Genomic DNA, 15,807 nt, shown 5'->3' on the forward strand with positions numbered 1-15,807 from the left:
TGGCGCCTGCGCCGAGACGGTTGCTCACATCCGGGAAACAGCTTTGCGGATGCCACTGACAATCCGTCCCGGCCGCCGGCGCCAGGCCGTGCTCACCGCGGTGCGAGGGTGGTCAGTGCGACTCCCGCGCGACGAAGGAACCGCGGGTTCCGGCGAGGAAGTCCAGCCCGGCGCCCTGGTCGGCCTGTTCGACGTGTTCGCGGTAGACGCGCTCCCAGCCGCTCTCCGCGGGCGGGGCGGCGGCCGTCACGGGCTGCCGTGCGGCGAGCTCCTCGTCCGGCACGTCCAGCCGCAGCACGCGCCGCTCCGCGTCCAGCTCGATCCAGTCGCCCGTGCGGACCAGCCCCAGCGGCCCGCCCGCCGCGGACTCCGGGGCGATGTGCAGCACCACGGTGCCGAAGGCGGTGCCGCTCATCCGGGCGTCGCTGATCCGGACCATGTCCCGCACACCGGTCTCCAGCACCTTCCGGGGCAGCGGCATGTTCCCCACCTCGGGCATGCCCGGGTAGCCGCGGGGGCCGCACCCCCGCAGGACCAGCACATCGGACGCGTCCACCGCGAGCTCGGGGTCGTCGATCCGGGCGTGGAAGTCCTCGATGCCGTCGAACACCACGGCGCGGCCCCGGTGGCGCAGCAACTCCGGCGTCGCGGCGGCCGGCTTGATGACCGCGCCGTCGGGACAGAGGTTGCCGCGGAGCACGGCGAGCCCGGCCTGGGGCGCGATCGGCTCGTCCGCGGTGCGGATGACGTCCAGGTCGGTGCTGGCGCGGCCGGAGATCTGATCGGTCAGGGGGCGCCCGGAGACGGTGACGCTCTCCTCGAGATGGTCCCTGATCTGCCCGAGCACCGCGTCCAGGCCGCCGGCCCGGTGGAAGTCCTCCATGAGGTGGGACCCGGCGGGCTGCACATCGGCGAGCAGCGGGATGTCGCGGCCCGCGCGGTCGATGTCGTCCAGTCCGAAGTCCGCGCCGACCCGGCGGGCGAGGGCCAGCAGATGGACGACGGCGTTGGTGGACCCGCCGATGGCGGCCACCGCGCGCACCGCGTTCAGCAGGGCCTCGCGGGTCAGCACGGCGCTGGGGCGGAGGTCCTCGGCGACCATCTCGACGATGCGGTTGCCCGCCGCGTGCGACAGCTCGAGCAGCCGGCTGTCCGGCGCCGGGAGCCCCGCGTTCCCGGGCAGCGTCATGCCCAGCGCCTCGGCGACGCAGGCCATCGTGGACGCGGTCCCCATGGTGTTGCAGTGTCCGCGGCTGCGGATCATCGCCGACTCCGCGCGCCGCAGGTCCGAGCGCGGCATCCGGCCGGCCCGTACCTCCTCGCTCATCTCCCAGACCCCGGTGCCACAGCCCAGCGCGCGCCCCTTCCAGGAGCCGTTGAGCATGGGGCCGCCGGTCACCATCAGCGTGGGCAGATCCACCGAGGCGGCGCCCAGGAGCAGCGAGGGTACCGTCTTGTCGCAGCCGCCGAGCAGGACGACACCGTCCACCGGGTTGCCCCGGATGAGCTCCTCGACCACCATCGCGGCGAGGTCCCGGAAGAACATCGCGGTCGGGCGCAGCAGGGTCTCGCCAAGTGATGGCACCGGCAGCTCCAGCGGCACCCCTCCGGACTCCCATACGCCCCGTTTGACGTGCTCGGCTATCTCCCGGAAGTGGCCGTTGCAGGGGGTGAGATCCGACCAGGTGTTGCAGATGACGATCTGCGGCCGCCCGTCGAAGGCGTGGTCGGGGAGCCCGCGGCGCATCCAGGCGCGGTGGATGAAGGCGTCGCGGGAGTCGCCCGCGTACCACTGCTGCGACCGAGTCGTGCCACTCATACGAACCGTTCCGATCTGTCGACGAAGATCCGTGTGAGGAAAACCTTCCCCGCGGGGCCCGCCCGTCATGGCTCTCCGGCCGGTCCATGCGCACCGAAAGTTTCGAATAGCGCCGCTTACGCGACCGAAACATTGACCGCATGACAACCGGTTCCTACATTGAGCCCGCCTGGACACGGCGCGCCGGACAGAAGAATCCACGGAATTTCCGAGCGCCGAAACTTTCGAAATACCGAACTCGCAAGGGCGGCAATGCCGAACACGGAAGCAGAGAGGTGAGGGCATGAAGTACCACGCCGGCCGGAGGGTTTGGGTGGCGGCCACAGCCGCGGTCATGGCCCTCACGGCTTCGGGCTGCGGGAGCGGCGCGGGCGACTCGGATGGCAAGATCACGCTGACCGTGACCACCCAGGTCGACTACGGATACCGGGATCTCTACAAGGAGTACGAGAAGAGCCACCCCGGCATCAAGATCCGCGAGGTGCTCGTCGACGACCTGCCGAAGAAGCTGGTCACCCAGCTCGCGGCGAACCGCGGCGCCTCCGACGTGGTGGGCCTCGGCGACGACACCATCGGCAAGTTCATCCCCAGCCACCAGCGCTTCGTCAACCTCGCCGACCACGGCGTCAACAACACCGACGACCCGTGGGTGCAGTGGGCGTACGACTACGGCACGGTCGAGAACGGCAAGTACGTGCTGGGCCTGCGCACCGACCTCGGCGGGCTCGGCATCTGCTACCGCACCGACCTGTTCAAGAAGGCCGGGCTGCCCACCGACCCCGAGCAGGTCGGCCAACTCTGGCCCACCTGGGCCAAGTTCACCGAAACCGGTGACAAATTCCGGTCCAAGGTGAAGGACGCCTCCTTCACCGCCAATACCGGGGACATCTGGGTCGGGATGGAGAACCAGCACAAGGAGACGTTCTTCGCGGAATCCGACGACTCTTTCATGGCCGACCGGAACACCTCCCTCAAGCAGGACTTCCTGACCGCCGCGAACATGTCCGTGCGCAAGGTCAGCGGCGGCTATCCGCCCTTCACCCCGGAAATGGCCAACGCCCTGAAGACCGGCAAGGCAGCAACCGCTGTCTGTCCCGCCTGGAAGCTCGACCGCACCAAGGAGGCCTCCGGCGCCGACAACTCGGGCACGTGGTCGGTGGCCGCGGCCCCGCAGGGCGGCAACTGGGGCGGCTCCTATCTGCTGGTGCCCAAGCAGACCAAGCACACCAAGGAAGCGGTCGAGCTCGCCCGGTGGCTGACCTCGTCCAAGGTCCAGAAGAGGCTCTTCCTCTCCAAGGGCTATCTCTCCAGCCACCCTTCGGTCTACAACGACCCCGCGGTGCAGGCGAAGAAGGACGCGTACTTCTCCGACGCCCCCACCGGCAAGATCTTCGCCGATGCCGTCGACAAGATGGAGCCCATCTACCGCGGCACCAAGGACAGCGACGTGGCCACCGCCTTCATGAACGCGCTGCTCCGCGTCGAACAGGGCAAGCAGAAGCCGGAGGACGCCTGGAACCAGGCCGTCTCCGACGCGAAGAAGGTCGCGGGGGACTGACCTGATGACGGTCACCGAGACCCGCCCGGGGGCGGAGGCCACCACGGCCGCCGCCCCGGGGCGCCGCCCCCCACGCCGCACCTGGCGATCCCGACTGACCCGCTTCGACCTGCGCTACACCCCGTATCTCTTCATCGCCCCGTTCTTCGTGATCTTCGGTGCCTTCGCGGTCTGGCCGCTGCTGTACACCGGCTGGATCTCCTTCCACAAGTGGGCGATCATCGAGGGCGACCAGGGCTGGACCGGACTCCACAACTACCAGGCCCTGTTCGCCGACGAGTACTTCTGGAACGCGCTGCTCAACACCGCTCTGCTGCTGGTGCTCGGCACCGGTGTACAGCTGGCCGTGGCGCTGTGGCTGGCCAGTGTGCTCAACCGGAAACTGAACGCCAGCGCCGTCTGGCGGGCCGGGGTGGTGCTGCCGCACATCGTGTCCGTGGTCGCCGTCAGCCTGGTGTTCGCGCAGCTCTACGGCTTCCACACGGGCATCGTCAACGATGTGCTGAGCCTGGTCGGCATCGACCGGGTCGACTGGCAGGCCAACCGCTGGACCGCGATTCCCGCCGTCGCCACCATCATCATCTGGCGCTGGGCCGGTTACTACGCGCTGATCTTCCTCGCCGCCATGCAAGGGGTGCCGCGCGAACTCAACGAGGCCGCGATGCTCGACGGCGCCTCCCCGCGGCGCGTGTTCTGGTCGATCACCGTGCCCTCCATCCGCCCCACCATCATCTTCTCCGTCGTCATGTCGACCATCGGCGCCATGCAGACCTTCACCGAGCCCCAGCTCTTCGACGTCCAGGGCACCGACGGCACCGGCGGCAGCGACCGGCAGTTCCAGACGCTGATGATGTACCTCTACGAAAAGGGCTTCCGCGAGTTCAACGCGGGCTACGCGGCCACCCTCGCCTGGGTGATGTTCCTGCTCATCGCCGTCGTCTCCGGCATCAACTACGCGCTGTCGCGGCGCATCGCCTCGAAGGACTGATGCCGTCATGGCCCTCGCCACCCACCCCACGACCGGCCGCCGCCGGCGCGCCGGTTCCGACGGCGGCCGGCGCCCCGGATTCCTCGTCTACGCCACGCTCGTGGCGGTGCTCGCCGCCTCCGTCTTCCCGCTCTACTACTCCTTCGCCCTGCCCACCCGCGACAACTCGGCCATCGGCGACTCGCTGCTCACCCTCACCCCCGGTGGCAACCTGCTCCACAACATCCAGCGCGTCTACGACACCGTCGACTTCTGGCTGGCCCTGCGCAACTCGCTGATCATCTCCACCACGGTCACGGTGTGCTGTGTCCTGCTGTCCTCGCTCGCCGGATTCGCCTTCGCCAAACTGCCGTTCCGGGGGCGCAACGCCCTCTTCGTCGCGGTGGTGATCACCGCGATGCTCCCCACCCAGCTGGGCATGATCCCGCTCTATATGCTGATGGGGGAGCTCGGCTGGATCGCCACCCTTAAAGCCGTCATCGTCCCGGCCCTCGTCAACGCCTTCGCCGTCTTCTGGATGCGGCAGGCCTGCGACGAGTCCGTGCCGTACGAGCTGGTCGAGGCCGCCCGCGTCGACGGCTGCTCCACACTCGGCGTGTTCTGGCATGTGGCGCTCCCCGCGATCCGCCCGCAGGCCGCCGTGCTCGCCATGTTCACCTTCATGGCCACCTGGAACGACTTCATGTGGCCGCTGATCGTCCTGGACCCCTCGGTCACCCCGACCGTGCAGACCGCGCTGTCCTCGCTGGCCAGCGGCTATGCCCTGGACTACACGCTCATCCTGTCCGGCGCCGCCATCGGCGTGCTGCCCCTGCTGTTCGTCTTCCTCCTGCTGTCCCGGCAGATCGTCGCCGGTGTGATGCAGGGCGCCGTCAAGGGCTGATCACCGCGGCGCCGACAGGGCGCCGCCGAAGCCGTACGAAAGGACCTGTATGACCGCGGGCCACATCCGCAACCCCGTGCTGCCCGGATTCCACCCGGACCCCAGCATCGTGCGCGTCGGTGCGGACTACTTCCTCGCCACCTCCACCTTCGAGTGGTTCCCGGGCGTGCCCGTGCACCGCTCCACCGACCTCGTCCACTGGGAGCCGGCCGGCCACATCCTGGACCGCGCCGACCTCCTCGACCTGCGCGGAATCCCGGACTCGGCCGGGGTGTGGGCGCCCTCGCTCTCGTACCACGACGGCCGGTTCTGGCTGGTGTACAGCATCGTGCGCACCATCGGACACCCCTACAAGGACGTCGACAATTATCTCGTCACCGCCCCGGACATCTCCGGCCCGTGGTCGGAGCCGGTGTTCCTCAACTCCTCCGGCTTCGACCCCTCCCTCTTCCACGACGAGGACGGGCGCACCTGGCTGCTCAACATCCAGTGGGACCCGCGCGACGGACACCCCGCCTTCGCGGGCATCCTGCTCCAGGAGTACGACCCCGGGAAGCAGGCCCTGATCGGCGCCCCGCGCACGATCCTCACCCACGAGGTGCTGATCGAGGGGCCCAATGTCTACCGCCGCGACGGCTGGTACTACCTGATGCTCGCCGAGGGGGGCACCGGCTGGAACCACGGGATTCTGATGGCCCGCTCGCGCGAGCTGGCCGGGCCGTATGAGCTCGACCCGGCGGGCTCCCTGATGACCACTCGCGACGCCCCCGAGTGGCCGCTTCAGAAGGCCGGCCATGGCGAGCTGGTGCGCACGGCGGAGGGGGAGTGGTTTCTCGCCCACCTGGCCTCGCGCCCGGTGCGCACCCGCGACGGGGACCGCTGTGTGCTCGGCCGGGAGACCTGCCTCCAGCGGGTGGCGTGGACTGACGACGGCTGGCTGCGGCTCGCGGACGGCGGCCGTCTGCCGAGCCTGGAGGTGGCCGCCCCCCGAGGCGCCGCACCGGCCCCGGTGCCCGTCCCGCCCGCCCGCGACGACTTCGACGCGCCCACCCTCGCCCCGTACTGGAACACCCTGCGGGCCCCCGCGAACCCCCAGTGGCTGAGCCTGACCGAACGCCCCGGCCATCTGCGGCTGCGCGGCCGCCAGAGCCCGCACTCCCGCTACGACCAGAGCCTGCTCGCCCGGCGTCTGACCTCGGTGCGCTGCGAGGCCACGACGGTCGTCGACTTCCGCCCCTCCCACTTCAGCCAGCTCGCGGGCCTGATCTGCTGGTACGACACCACCACCCACTACTACCTGCGGCTGACCCATGTGGAGGGCAGGGGCCGGGTGGTCGGCGTCGTCCTCACCGACGACGGCGCGTACGGCGAGCTGCCCCACTCCGAACTCGATGTGGACGACTGGCCGCTGGTGCATCTGCGCGCCCGCTTCGACGGCCCGGAGCTGCGCTTCGCCGCCTCGCCTGACGGGGTGTCCTGGCAGGACGTCGGCCCGGTGCTGGAGGCGACCAGGCTCTCCGACGACTACGGGAAACGGCTGCGGTTCACCGGCGCTTTCGTCGGAGTCTGCGTCCAGGACCTGGGCGGCACCCGGGCCGTGGCGGACTTCGACTGGTTCGAGCTGCAGGACATGGGTGAGGACGGGGCAGGTGAGGACGGGGCAGGTCAGGACAGCCCGAGCGCGGGGAAGACCGACGCGTCGAGGAAGCGGAGGAGGTAGTCGCGGTCGACGGGCTCCCCGTCCAGCAGCGGTCTGACCCGCATCACACCGATCAGCTGGGCGGGGACGAACTCGGCCGCCGCGCAGTCGGCCGGGATTTCGCCGCGCTCGACCGCGCGCCGGACCATGGCCGCGATCACCGAGACCTCCCGGGAGAACAGGGCGTCGTGCAGCGCCTGGAGCAGGCTCGGGTCGTTGAGCGCGGCATGGCCCAGCGCGTACAGCAGGGTGGTGTCCGAGTGGCACATCCGCCCGACGACGCCCGCCGTCTCGCGCAGATCGCCGACGAGGGTGCCGGTGTCGATGCCGTCCAGCGCCATGCGCCGGTCGCAGCGGCGCAGCGCGGCGGCGACCAGCTGCGGCTTGCTCTTCCACTGGCGGTAGAGGGTGGACCTGCTCGCCCGGGCCCTGGCCGCGACCCCCTCGAAGGTGAGGGCCTCATAGCCGCCCTCGGTCAGCAGGGCGAGGACGGCGTCGAAGATCTCCTGCTGGCGCTCGGCGCTGATCTTGGAGCGGCGTGAGGTGTCCGCCGTCGTGGGCGATGCCATGGGCCCGGCACTCTCCTCCCGCTGTGACTGTGCGGCACAACACACGGTACACGAGCGTATCGATACGCCTCTGTGCCGATACACTGGCGTATCGATACGCGGATGTATCGCACGTACGTCAACACCAAAGGGCCCGGGTAATGCCGTGAACGCCACCCTCATAGCCGTCGCGCTCGCACTCCTGTCGGCCGTCGCCTACGCGACCGCGGCCGTCGCGCAGGAGCGCCTGGCTGCCCGCACCGGCCGCGGCGGCCTGCGGCGACTGCTGGCACAGGGCGCCTGGTGGTCGACCGTCGGACTCAACTCCGGCGCGGCCCTGCTCCATGTGGCGGCGCTGAAGTTCGGGCCGCTCACCCTCGTCCAGCCCCTCGGCGCGCTCACGCTCGTCGCCGCCGTACCGCTCGGCGCCCGGGCCGCCGGGCGGCGCCCCACCCCGGACGAGTGGCGCGGCACCGCGCTCACCCTCGTCGGCCTCGGCGCCCTGCTGCCGCTCACCGCGCGCGGCAGCGCCCCCGACGCCACGCTCGGCACCGTCGCCGCGCTCGCCGTCGCCGCCGTCGTGCTGGCCCTGGCCGCGCTGCTCACCCTCGGCCGTCGCGGCCGGGGGCTCGGCCACGCGGCCGCCTCGGGGCTCACCTCCGGGGCCGCGTCGGCGCTCACCCAGACCCTGACGGTCGCGGGACTGGCCCTGACCTGGCGGTTCGCGGTCGTGGGCGGGCTCGTCGCGGGCTTCGCCGTGGCCGGGCTGCTGCTGTCCCAGACCGCCTACACCGGCGGCCTCGGCGGGCCCCTGGCCGTCCTGACCCTCGCCAACCCGCTCGCCGCCGCGGCCATCGGACTCGTCCTGCTCGACGAGCGCGTCCACGGCGGCCCCGCCGGGGTCGCCCTGGCCGGCCTGGGCGCCGTGGTGGCCGGGCGCGGCGTGGTGCTGCTCACCCGCGCCGCGCACCGGACGGCCACCGAGCCGCCGCCCCCGGAGTCGCTCCCACAGGCGCGCCCGGAGCCGCTCCCGGCCACCGGGCCGCTCATGCCGGCGAAGGTGATCATCCCGGCGGAGCCGCTCACGGTCACCGAGCCGGTTCTGGTCATCGCGCCGGGACGGTGACGTCCCGGCTCTTGTCTGAATCTGACGGGCCGTCATATCTTCTCTTGGGAAACAGCGGGAGGAGACACGGGGTGGAACCGCACACCACACCCACGGCCGCGCCGAAGGTGCGCGCCCGCGCGGTGACCCGCACGTTCGGGCACTCGGGCGAGCGGGTGCACGCGCTCGGGCCACTCGACCTGAATGTCCGCCACGGAGAGTTCTGCTGCATCGTCGGCCCGTCCGGCTGCGGCAAGTCCACCTTGCTGCGCATCGTCGCCGGGCTCGTCCGCCCCAGCGCGGGCGAGGTCGAGGTGCGCGCGGGCCGGCGCCACCCGGCCGCGATGATCCCGCAGGACTACGGGATCTACGACTGGAAGACGGTGCTCGCCAACGTCCGCTTCGGCCTCGACGTCCAGCGGGTGCCGCGCAAGGCCGCCGACGCGCGGGCCCGGGACTGGCTGGACCGGCTGGGCCTCGCCGACTTCGCCGACGCCTACCCGGCCACGCTGTCCGGCGGCATGCGGCAGCGTGTCGCCATCGCCCGCGCGCTCGCCGTGGAGCCGGAACTGCTGCTCATGGACGAGCCGTTCGCCGCGCTCGACGCCCAGCTGCGCACCATCCTCCAGGACGAGCTGCTCGCGGTGTGCCAGGCGACCCGCACCACCGCGCTGTTCGTCACCCACAGCCTGGAGGAGGCGATCGTGCTCGGGGACCGGGTGGTGGTGATGTCGGCCAGGCCAGGCCGGGTGATCGCCGAGCGGCGCCCGCCGTTCGAGCGCCCGCGCACCGGGCGGCTGCGCCGCTCCCCGGAGTTCGCCGCGCTCCAGTCCGAGCTGTGGGAGCTGCTGCGCGGCGAGGTCCAGCGGGCGGGCACCGGGGCCGCCGGGCCGGCGGTGGCGGCGGGCAAGCGCTCATGAACAGCGAGACCGCGCTCGGCGCGGACAGCGCCGCCGGGGCCGGTGAGTCCTCGGGCGGGCCCGCCGAGACCGTGCTGGTGCGGCGCCCCGGGCCCCGGGAGCGCGACCCGGTCCGGGCCCATCGGCGCCGCCTCGCCCTGGAGATCTCCCTGGCCGTCGCCGTGCCCACGGTACTGATCCTGCTGTGGCAGCTCGCCGCGTACCGGCACTGGATCGACCCCCGGGTCTACCCCGCGCCGTCCACCATCGCGGCCGACGGCTGGCAGCGCGCCGCCGACGGCAAGCTGTGGCCGGACGTGTGGGCCACGCTCCAGCGGGTGATCGCCGGCTATGCGGTCGGCACGGCCGCGGGCTATGTCTTCGGGCTGCTGATGGGCGCGGTGCGCGTCGTCCGCGCGGCGCTCGAACCCCTCCTCGACGCGTTGTACGTCGTGCCCAAGCTCGCGCTGCTGCCGGTGTTCCTCAATATGTTCGGCCTCGGCGAGGGCCCGCAGATCGCGCTCGTCGCCACCACCGTCTTCTTCTTCGTCTGGATCTCCACGATGGCGGCCGTGATGGGCGTGGCCGAGGGGTACCGGGAGGCCGGGCAGGTCTTCGGCGCCGGTCCATGGCAGATGTTCCGCCATGTCCTGCTGCCCGCCTCGCTGCCGCAGGTGCTGGTGGGCATGCGGGTCGCGGCCGGGGTGGCGGTCCTGGTGATCGTCGCCTCCGAACAGATCGCCGCCGACGACGGCCTCGGCCATCTCATCTTCGACTCACGGGCGCTGTTCCAGAACGACGTGATGTTCGTCGGCATCGTCTGCGTGGCCGTCCTCGGCGTGGTCTTCTCCGAGCTGGTACGCCTTGTCGGCCGCCGGCTCACCCCCTGGGCCCCGCGGGACCGCGGCCGCCCCCAGTCCTGACCGCCGGACCCGATCCCCGTTCCCGACCCCCACTTCACCCCGGCCTCACCGGAACCGGAAGGCGGCACACCCATGGCAGCACCCGGACCCTTCCTCGCCCGCACCCTGGCCACGGCCGTGACCCTGCTGGGCGTCCTCGCCTCCCTGACCGCCTGCGACGTCCAGACCTCCGACTCGCCGCGCCCCGGCGCCGAGCGCAAGCCCCGGCCGGTCACCCCCGTCGCCGGCTGCGCCAAGGGCTGGACCGACCCCTCCGAGAGGTCCGAGGCCCGTGCGCCCGCCCGCTGCGAACCCGGCGCGCCCGCGCCGCGACCGCTCAAGAAGAAGACGAAGGTCGTCGTCTCCGCCAGCACCCTGAACGCCGAGTATCTGGCGCCGCTCCAGATCGCCCTGGCCAAGGGCGAGTTCACCAAGGAGAACCTCGACGTCGAGGTGAAGCTGCTGCCCACCCCCGACGCGCTGCCCCTGCTGGCCAAGGGCGACATCGACGTCCAGTACGCGGCGCCGGAGGCCGGGGTGCTCAACGGCATCCGGCAGGGTTTCGACATCCGCTGGGTCGCCGGGAACTTCTCACCCGCGCCCGGCTCCAAGAGCGGATTCTGGGTCAGGCTGCGGCAGGGCCGGTCGGCGGACGAGGTCAGCCTCAAGGACCGAACCGTCGGCACCCTGATCGGCAAGGGCTCGGTCATCATGTACCCGATGGAGAAGGTGCTGGCCCGGCACCAGGCCGACGTGGACAGCGTCCGCTTCCAGCAGCTCGGCCCCGCCGAGGTCCTCACCTCGCTGAAGAACGGCGGTGTGGACGCGGCGTGGCTGCTCGACCCGGTGTGGCGCGAGGTGGACGGCGACGCCGGTTACGCCTTCCTCGGCGGCCAGCCGAGGGGCGAGCCGCTCGGCGGCCTGCTCTTCGGCCCCGACCTGCTGACCGGGGACCCGGACGCGGGAGTGGCCTTCCTGCGTGCCTACATCCGCACCGTGAACACGTACTTCGCCGGGGACTACAAGAAGGACAAGGAGTTTGTGAACGAGCTCGGCGAGGCGCTCAAGACCGAGCCGGACACGCTGGCCGCCGTGCCGTCGCTGCGCATGGACTGGGAGATCCGCGACGGCACGGTGGACCGCCTCCAGAAGGCCTACGCCGCGGCCGGGGTGACCGAGGGCGACCCGCTGCCCGAGGACCGGGTCGTGGACCGCTCGTTCTACGCGGAGGCGGTCGGCCACAAACCGTAAGCCGTAAGCCGTAAGCCGCAAGTCATGGGGGCCGGGCGTCAGTCGAAGACGAACGGGCCCGGCGACTGCTTGGCCAGTGCGTTGCAGGTGATCAGGACGCCCGCGATCGACATGCGCAGCGAGCCGCTGCCCAGGTAGGAATCCAGACTGTCACCGGGCGCCACCGTGCCGACGAGCGTGAACTGGATCGGGGAACCCGCGGGGATGGCCGGGCTGGAGGCGCCTGTGAACGTGGTCGTGTCCGGGCCGCCGTTCTTCTCGAACCGGAGGGTGGCGGAGACGGCGTTCGCCGGGATCGCGACCGGGGTGGTCAGATCCGGAGAGCCCGGCGTGATGGTGGCCCTGGTGCCGTTCTGGGCGGCGTGGAGGGTGACCTCCGCGGCGCCGAGCGTGCCGCAGTCGTACGGGGCCGTGGCGGTGTCCGGCGACACGGCCACCGCCGTGGGCGCCAGCGCCACGGCCCCCGCGAGGAGCGCGGCGCAGGCGGCGGCGGTGGCCGTGGCGCGTAACCCGGGAGTGGTACGTCTCATCGCTCGTCCCGTCCGATCCATGTCGGCGTCTCCGGACGTCTCGGACGCCCGGTCGGTCATCGGGCTCATTGACGCGCAGGGATCTTCAGAAGGCAAGCGCCCCGGCCGCCCCGGCGGCCGGGTGCGAACCGGAAGTGACCCGGCGGGTCAGGAGGCGGGCTTGCGGGCGACTCCCACCCAGAAGGACACCTCTTCGTCGGTCACGTCGCCGGTGCCCGTCCCGGCGTCCGGGGCCGCGAGCTCGGGGCGCCAGCGGTGCGGCACCTCGATGCCCGGCTCGACCAGCTCGAGCCCCGTGAAGAACCGTTCCACCTCGGCCCTGGTGCGGATTTTCCCCTGGATGCCACCGCTGTGGTAGATCTGCACGGTCCGCTGGGTGGCCTCGGGGTCGAAGTCCGGCGTGATGTGGCTCAGCACCAGATACGAGCCGGGGGCGAGCGGTTCGAGCAGCCGCTGCACGATCGCGTACGGGTCCCACTCGTCCGGGACGAAGTGCAGCAGCGCGCACAGGCTCAGGGCGACGGGCTGGGACAGATCCAGCACCTCGCCGACCTCGGGGGCGTTGAGGACGGTGTCCGGCTCGGCGACGTTCGCGTCGACGTAGGCGGTGCGCCCCTGCGGGTGGCTGCTGAGCAGGGTCTGGGCGTGGGCGAGGACGATCGGGTCGTTGTCGGCGTAGACGATCCGGGACTCCGGGGCGACCGACTGGGCGACCTCGTGGAGGTTGGGGCTGGTCGGAATGCCGGTGCCGATGTCGAGGAACTGGCGGATGCCGTGTTCGGCGGCGAGGTACCGGATCGCGCGGTGCATGAAGGCGCGGTTGGTGCGGGCTGCGGTCATGACGCCCGGCCACATGGTGAGCACCTTGGCGGCGGCCTGGCGGTCGGCCTGGTAGTTGTCCTTGCCGCCCAGGAAGTAGTCGTACATCCGGGCGCTATGCGGTTTGCCCTGGTTGAGGGGGGTGCTGGGGGGCTCCGGTCCGCTTCCGGTCTGGGCTGCTACCCCTTGAGCGGTCACGTGTGTTCTCCTCGATTTCAGGGCGTTTCAGGGCCTTCAGGGCGCTGATCGACGCGGCACCGCGTCTTCGCAAGGATCGTAAGCCGCCCGCCCACCCCGCGCCTTCACGGGGTGGGCATAACTGTCCGGAATAACTGCCCCGAACGAGGAGGAAGTTGTCGCACCCGCCCGGCCGCGTCACGGCTCAGTCGGGCAGCCCCCACGGCTCGGCGTCGCCGACGGCCGGCACCTCGCGCGGGTCCAGGTCGGGGTGGGTGCCGCGCGGGACGACGACCGCCGTCTCGTCCCGGCCGAGCGGGATCTCGACGCGGCCGGGCGCCGTCTCCCGGTACCGCAGCCGCCGCCCGCGCCCGTCCCGTACGTCGACCGCGCCCTCGATGCCGTGCGCCAGCACCAGCGGCGCGCCCGCCTCGCTGTGGACGCGCACCCACCGCGTCCGGCCGCCCGAGCGGTCCGCGTCCACCAGGAACGCGCCCTGGGTGCGCAGGGACTGGACGGAGGCGTCCGGCCAGCGCCGCGATATGGAGGGGAAGACCCGTACGACGCCGCCATGGCTCTGCACGGCCATGTCGAGGATCGACTGGGCCGCCGTCAGCGGGCTCTCGGTGCCGAGGTTGCCGCCCTCCACATACATGGTGTTCGCAGTCATCCAGGCGTTGTTGATGACGTTGCCGCCGGTGAAGAAGGTCAGGAAGTCCAGGGCCTCCTCGGGCCGTTCCATCCGGGAGGCCATGGAGGAGGCGACGCCGTAGCTGTAACCCGCCCACAGCGCACGGTCCTTGACCCAGTGGTCGAAGGTGGTGCGCATGATGTCCCGGTCGCCCGCCCGGTCCCAGTCCAGCTCGCCCAGCGGATAGAGCCACAGCATGTGCGAGAAGTGGCGGTGGGACTCGGTGAGCGGCTTGGCCGCGCCGATCATGATCCCGGTCGCGTCGCGCGGGTAGTCCACCAGACGGCGGAGGATCTCCCGCCAGCGCCCGGCGCGCGGGTGGTCGGTCCGGAGCACGCGCAGACAGTCCAGGAGGGTGGCGCAGCCCCAGCGGAGCAGCGAGAGGTCGTAGGTGCAGTCCTCGGCGTCCGCCCACTCGGGCGACCGGGTCAGCGGCAGATGCAGCTTGCCGTCGCCGCCCTCGTGCAGGAAGTGGTCGTAGAAGTTCACCGCCTTGACGAGGATCGGGTACAGGACGTCCCGGACGATCCGCACATCCATGGTGTGGCGGTAGCTGAGCCAGATGTTGTGCATGGCCCAGATCAGATTGCCGTTGTTGTCGGTCTTGGTGGAGGTGCCGGGGATGCCGACGGTCTTGGCGCCGGGGCGCAGCGTCCAGTCGGAGGGGTGGGCCAGAGCGTAGGTCTGACCGTCCTGGTACTCCGGGGGCACCGAGAGCGGCAGGTTCTTCTCGAAGTCCTTGAAGGTGGAGGTGACGGAGTCGAGTTCGAGGTGGTTGGACCCCTGGATCAGCCAGGTGGCGATCTGGACGTTGAGGTTCCACCAGACCGCGGTCCAGCTGCCGCCGGTCTCCGGGTACCACGGCCCCCACTCGGACATCGAGGGCCCGCCCGCCCGGGTGGCGCAGGCGGCCTTGTAGAGCTGGATCCAGTAGAAGTCCTGAAGCCGCTTGTCGGGCACGGACAGCAGGCTGCGCCGGTAGAAGCGGTGCCACCAGTCGCGGTGGCCGCGCACCAGCTCGTCCGGGTCGGCGGCCAGCGTACGGGCCACCTCCGCGACGGCCAGCTCGGTGGTCCCGTCCAGGTCGTCCGGGAAGCGGTAGACGATGTGCGCGGCGAGCAGCCGGCCGGTGCCCACCCGCCGCTCGCGCCAGGCGGTGGCCCATCCGCCGCCCGCGACCAGGGGCTGCTGGACGTAGTGGGTGTCGCCCGCGGAGCCGGTGCGGGCGTCGGGGTTGCCCGTGTAGTCCGCGGGCCGGTCCTTCTGCCGGGGCGAGATGGCGGGCATCCAGGTGAACGTCCAGGCCGCGGACCGCTCGCCCGCGCTCGGCCGGGTGGAGATCAGCAGCGCGGTACGGGAGTTGTGCACCAGCATGGAGAAGCGGACGCTGCCCCGCGTCGTGGTGACGGTGCCGCGCAGCTCGGCGTCCCAGAGGTCGAGGGTCCAGTCGATATCGGTGACCTCGCCGGCGAGCGTGAGGTCGAAGTGGCCGATGGGCAGCCGCGAGAAGCCGTACGGGGCGCGCCACTGCGGCCGTTGATCCTGCACCTGACCGTGGCTGACCATGATTTTCACGGAGTTGGGCGCGGCGCCCCGGTAGACCTGCGCGCCGAGCAGGCCGTTGCCGAGGAAGGGGCCGTCCTTCCAGTCGCCCGGCAGTCGGCGCCAGCGCATGGCGGCGGCTCTCACCAACCGCTCATGCGTGGTTCCGGGCCGGTCGGCGGCTTCTTCGGGCGCGGCCCACGCCGTGCCGGATCCGGTCAGCCAGCCTCCGGCCCCGACGGCGGCGGCCGTGCCGATCACACCTCGCCGAGAGATTCCGTTCCCCGTCGCTGAGGTCACGTACATGCCTCCCATACCTGGTTGTGAACTACCGGGCATAGTGCAGGCTGGCTCGACGGTAGGGAAGACCTCCGACCTATTGCAATTCAGGGAGGC

At 71.3% G+C, this 15,807-nt stretch carries 13 protein-coding genes; 8 read left to right on the forward strand and 5 right to left on the reverse strand.

Annotated elements, in window-relative coordinates; all coding sequences use genetic code 11:
• Positions 1–112: 112 nt before the first annotated feature.
• Positions 113–1,819 (reverse strand): IlvD/Edd family dehydratase, encoded by a 1,707-nt coding sequence (locus tag ACZ4WQ_RS31895; protein WP_398373495.1) that lies wholly within the window; start codon positions 1,817–1,819, stop codon positions 113–115.
• A 283-nt stretch (positions 1,820–2,102) separates the two neighbouring features.
• On the opposite strand from ACZ4WQ_RS31895, the gene ACZ4WQ_RS31900 reads away from it, so the two are divergent.
• Genes ACZ4WQ_RS31900 through ACZ4WQ_RS31915 form a run of 4 tightly spaced genes read left to right on the forward strand, consistent with a single transcriptional unit; the run spans position 2,103 to position 6,968 of the window.
• Positions 2,103–3,377 (forward strand): ABC transporter substrate-binding protein, encoded by a 1,275-nt coding sequence (locus tag ACZ4WQ_RS31900; RefSeq protein ID WP_398373496.1) that lies wholly within the window; start codon positions 2,103–2,105, stop codon positions 3,375–3,377.
• 4 nt (positions 3,378–3,381) lie between these two features.
• Positions 3,382–4,365, forward strand: coding sequence for a carbohydrate ABC transporter permease (locus ACZ4WQ_RS31905; protein WP_311725579.1), 984 nt, complete (start codon positions 3,382–3,384; stop codon positions 4,363–4,365).
• A gap of 7 nt (positions 4,366–4,372) precedes the next feature.
• The gene (locus ACZ4WQ_RS31910; RefSeq protein WP_311725580.1) at positions 4,373–5,248 is read left to right on the forward strand and encodes a carbohydrate ABC transporter permease; all 876 of its coding nucleotides are present in this window, start codon (positions 4,373–4,375) and stop codon (positions 5,246–5,248) included.
• A 49-nt stretch (positions 5,249–5,297) separates the two neighbouring features.
• Positions 5,298–6,968 (forward strand): glycoside hydrolase family 43 protein, encoded by a 1,671-nt coding sequence (locus ACZ4WQ_RS31915; protein ID WP_398373497.1) that lies wholly within the window; start codon positions 5,298–5,300, stop codon positions 6,966–6,968.
• On the opposite strand, the gene ACZ4WQ_RS31920 is transcribed toward ACZ4WQ_RS31915, so the two are convergent.
• Positions 6,914–7,516, reverse strand: a complete 603-nt coding sequence (locus ACZ4WQ_RS31920) for a TetR/AcrR family transcriptional regulator (protein ID WP_398373498.1) — start codon at positions 7,514–7,516, stop codon at positions 6,914–6,916. The genes ACZ4WQ_RS31915 and ACZ4WQ_RS31920 overlap by 55 nt on opposite strands.
• Positions 7,517–7,661: 145 nt before the next feature.
• On the opposite strand from ACZ4WQ_RS31920, the gene ACZ4WQ_RS31925 reads away from it, so the two are divergent.
• The 4 genes from ACZ4WQ_RS31925 (at position 7,662) to ACZ4WQ_RS31940 (ending at position 11,652) form a co-directional block, all read left to right on the forward strand.
• Positions 7,662–8,621, forward strand: coding sequence for a DMT family protein (locus ACZ4WQ_RS31925; protein WP_311725585.1), 960 nt, complete (start codon positions 7,662–7,664; stop codon positions 8,619–8,621).
• 71 nt (positions 8,622–8,692) lie between these two features.
• Positions 8,693–9,520, forward strand: a complete 828-nt coding sequence (locus ACZ4WQ_RS31930) for an ABC transporter ATP-binding protein (RefSeq protein ID WP_311725586.1) — start codon at positions 8,693–8,695, stop codon at positions 9,518–9,520.
• Positions 9,517–10,422, forward strand: coding sequence for an ABC transporter permease (locus tag ACZ4WQ_RS31935; RefSeq protein WP_358842588.1), 906 nt, complete (start codon positions 9,517–9,519; stop codon positions 10,420–10,422). The genes ACZ4WQ_RS31930 and ACZ4WQ_RS31935 overlap by 4 nt, the downstream gene beginning before the upstream one ends.
• Positions 10,423–10,494: 72 nt before the next feature.
• Entirely contained in the window at positions 10,495–11,652 is a 1,158-nt protein-coding gene (locus ACZ4WQ_RS31940; RefSeq protein WP_358842587.1) for an ABC transporter substrate-binding protein, read from the forward strand.
• 38 nt (positions 11,653–11,690) lie between these two features.
• On the opposite strand, the gene ACZ4WQ_RS31945 is transcribed toward ACZ4WQ_RS31940, so the two are convergent.
• The 3 genes from ACZ4WQ_RS31945 to ACZ4WQ_RS31955 form a co-directional block, all read right to left on the reverse strand.
• Positions 11,691–12,182 carry a hypothetical protein gene (locus ACZ4WQ_RS31945; RefSeq protein WP_398373499.1) on the reverse strand — a complete coding sequence of 164 codons (492 nt, stop codon included), beginning with the start codon at positions 12,180–12,182 and terminating at the stop codon, positions 11,691–11,693.
• A gap of 147 nt (positions 12,183–12,329) precedes the next feature.
• Entirely contained in the window at positions 12,330–13,199 is an 870-nt protein-coding gene (locus tag ACZ4WQ_RS31950) for an SAM-dependent methyltransferase (protein ID WP_311725591.1), read from the reverse strand.
• Positions 13,200–13,383: 184 nt separating this feature from the next.
• Positions 13,384–15,711 (reverse strand): glycosyl hydrolase family 95 catalytic domain-containing protein, encoded by a 2,328-nt coding sequence (locus tag ACZ4WQ_RS31955; protein WP_361188436.1) that lies wholly within the window; start codon positions 15,709–15,711, stop codon positions 13,384–13,386.
• Positions 15,712–15,807 lie beyond the last annotated feature (96 nt).

This window comes from Streptomyces sp. NPDC028305 (assembly GCF_055569495.1).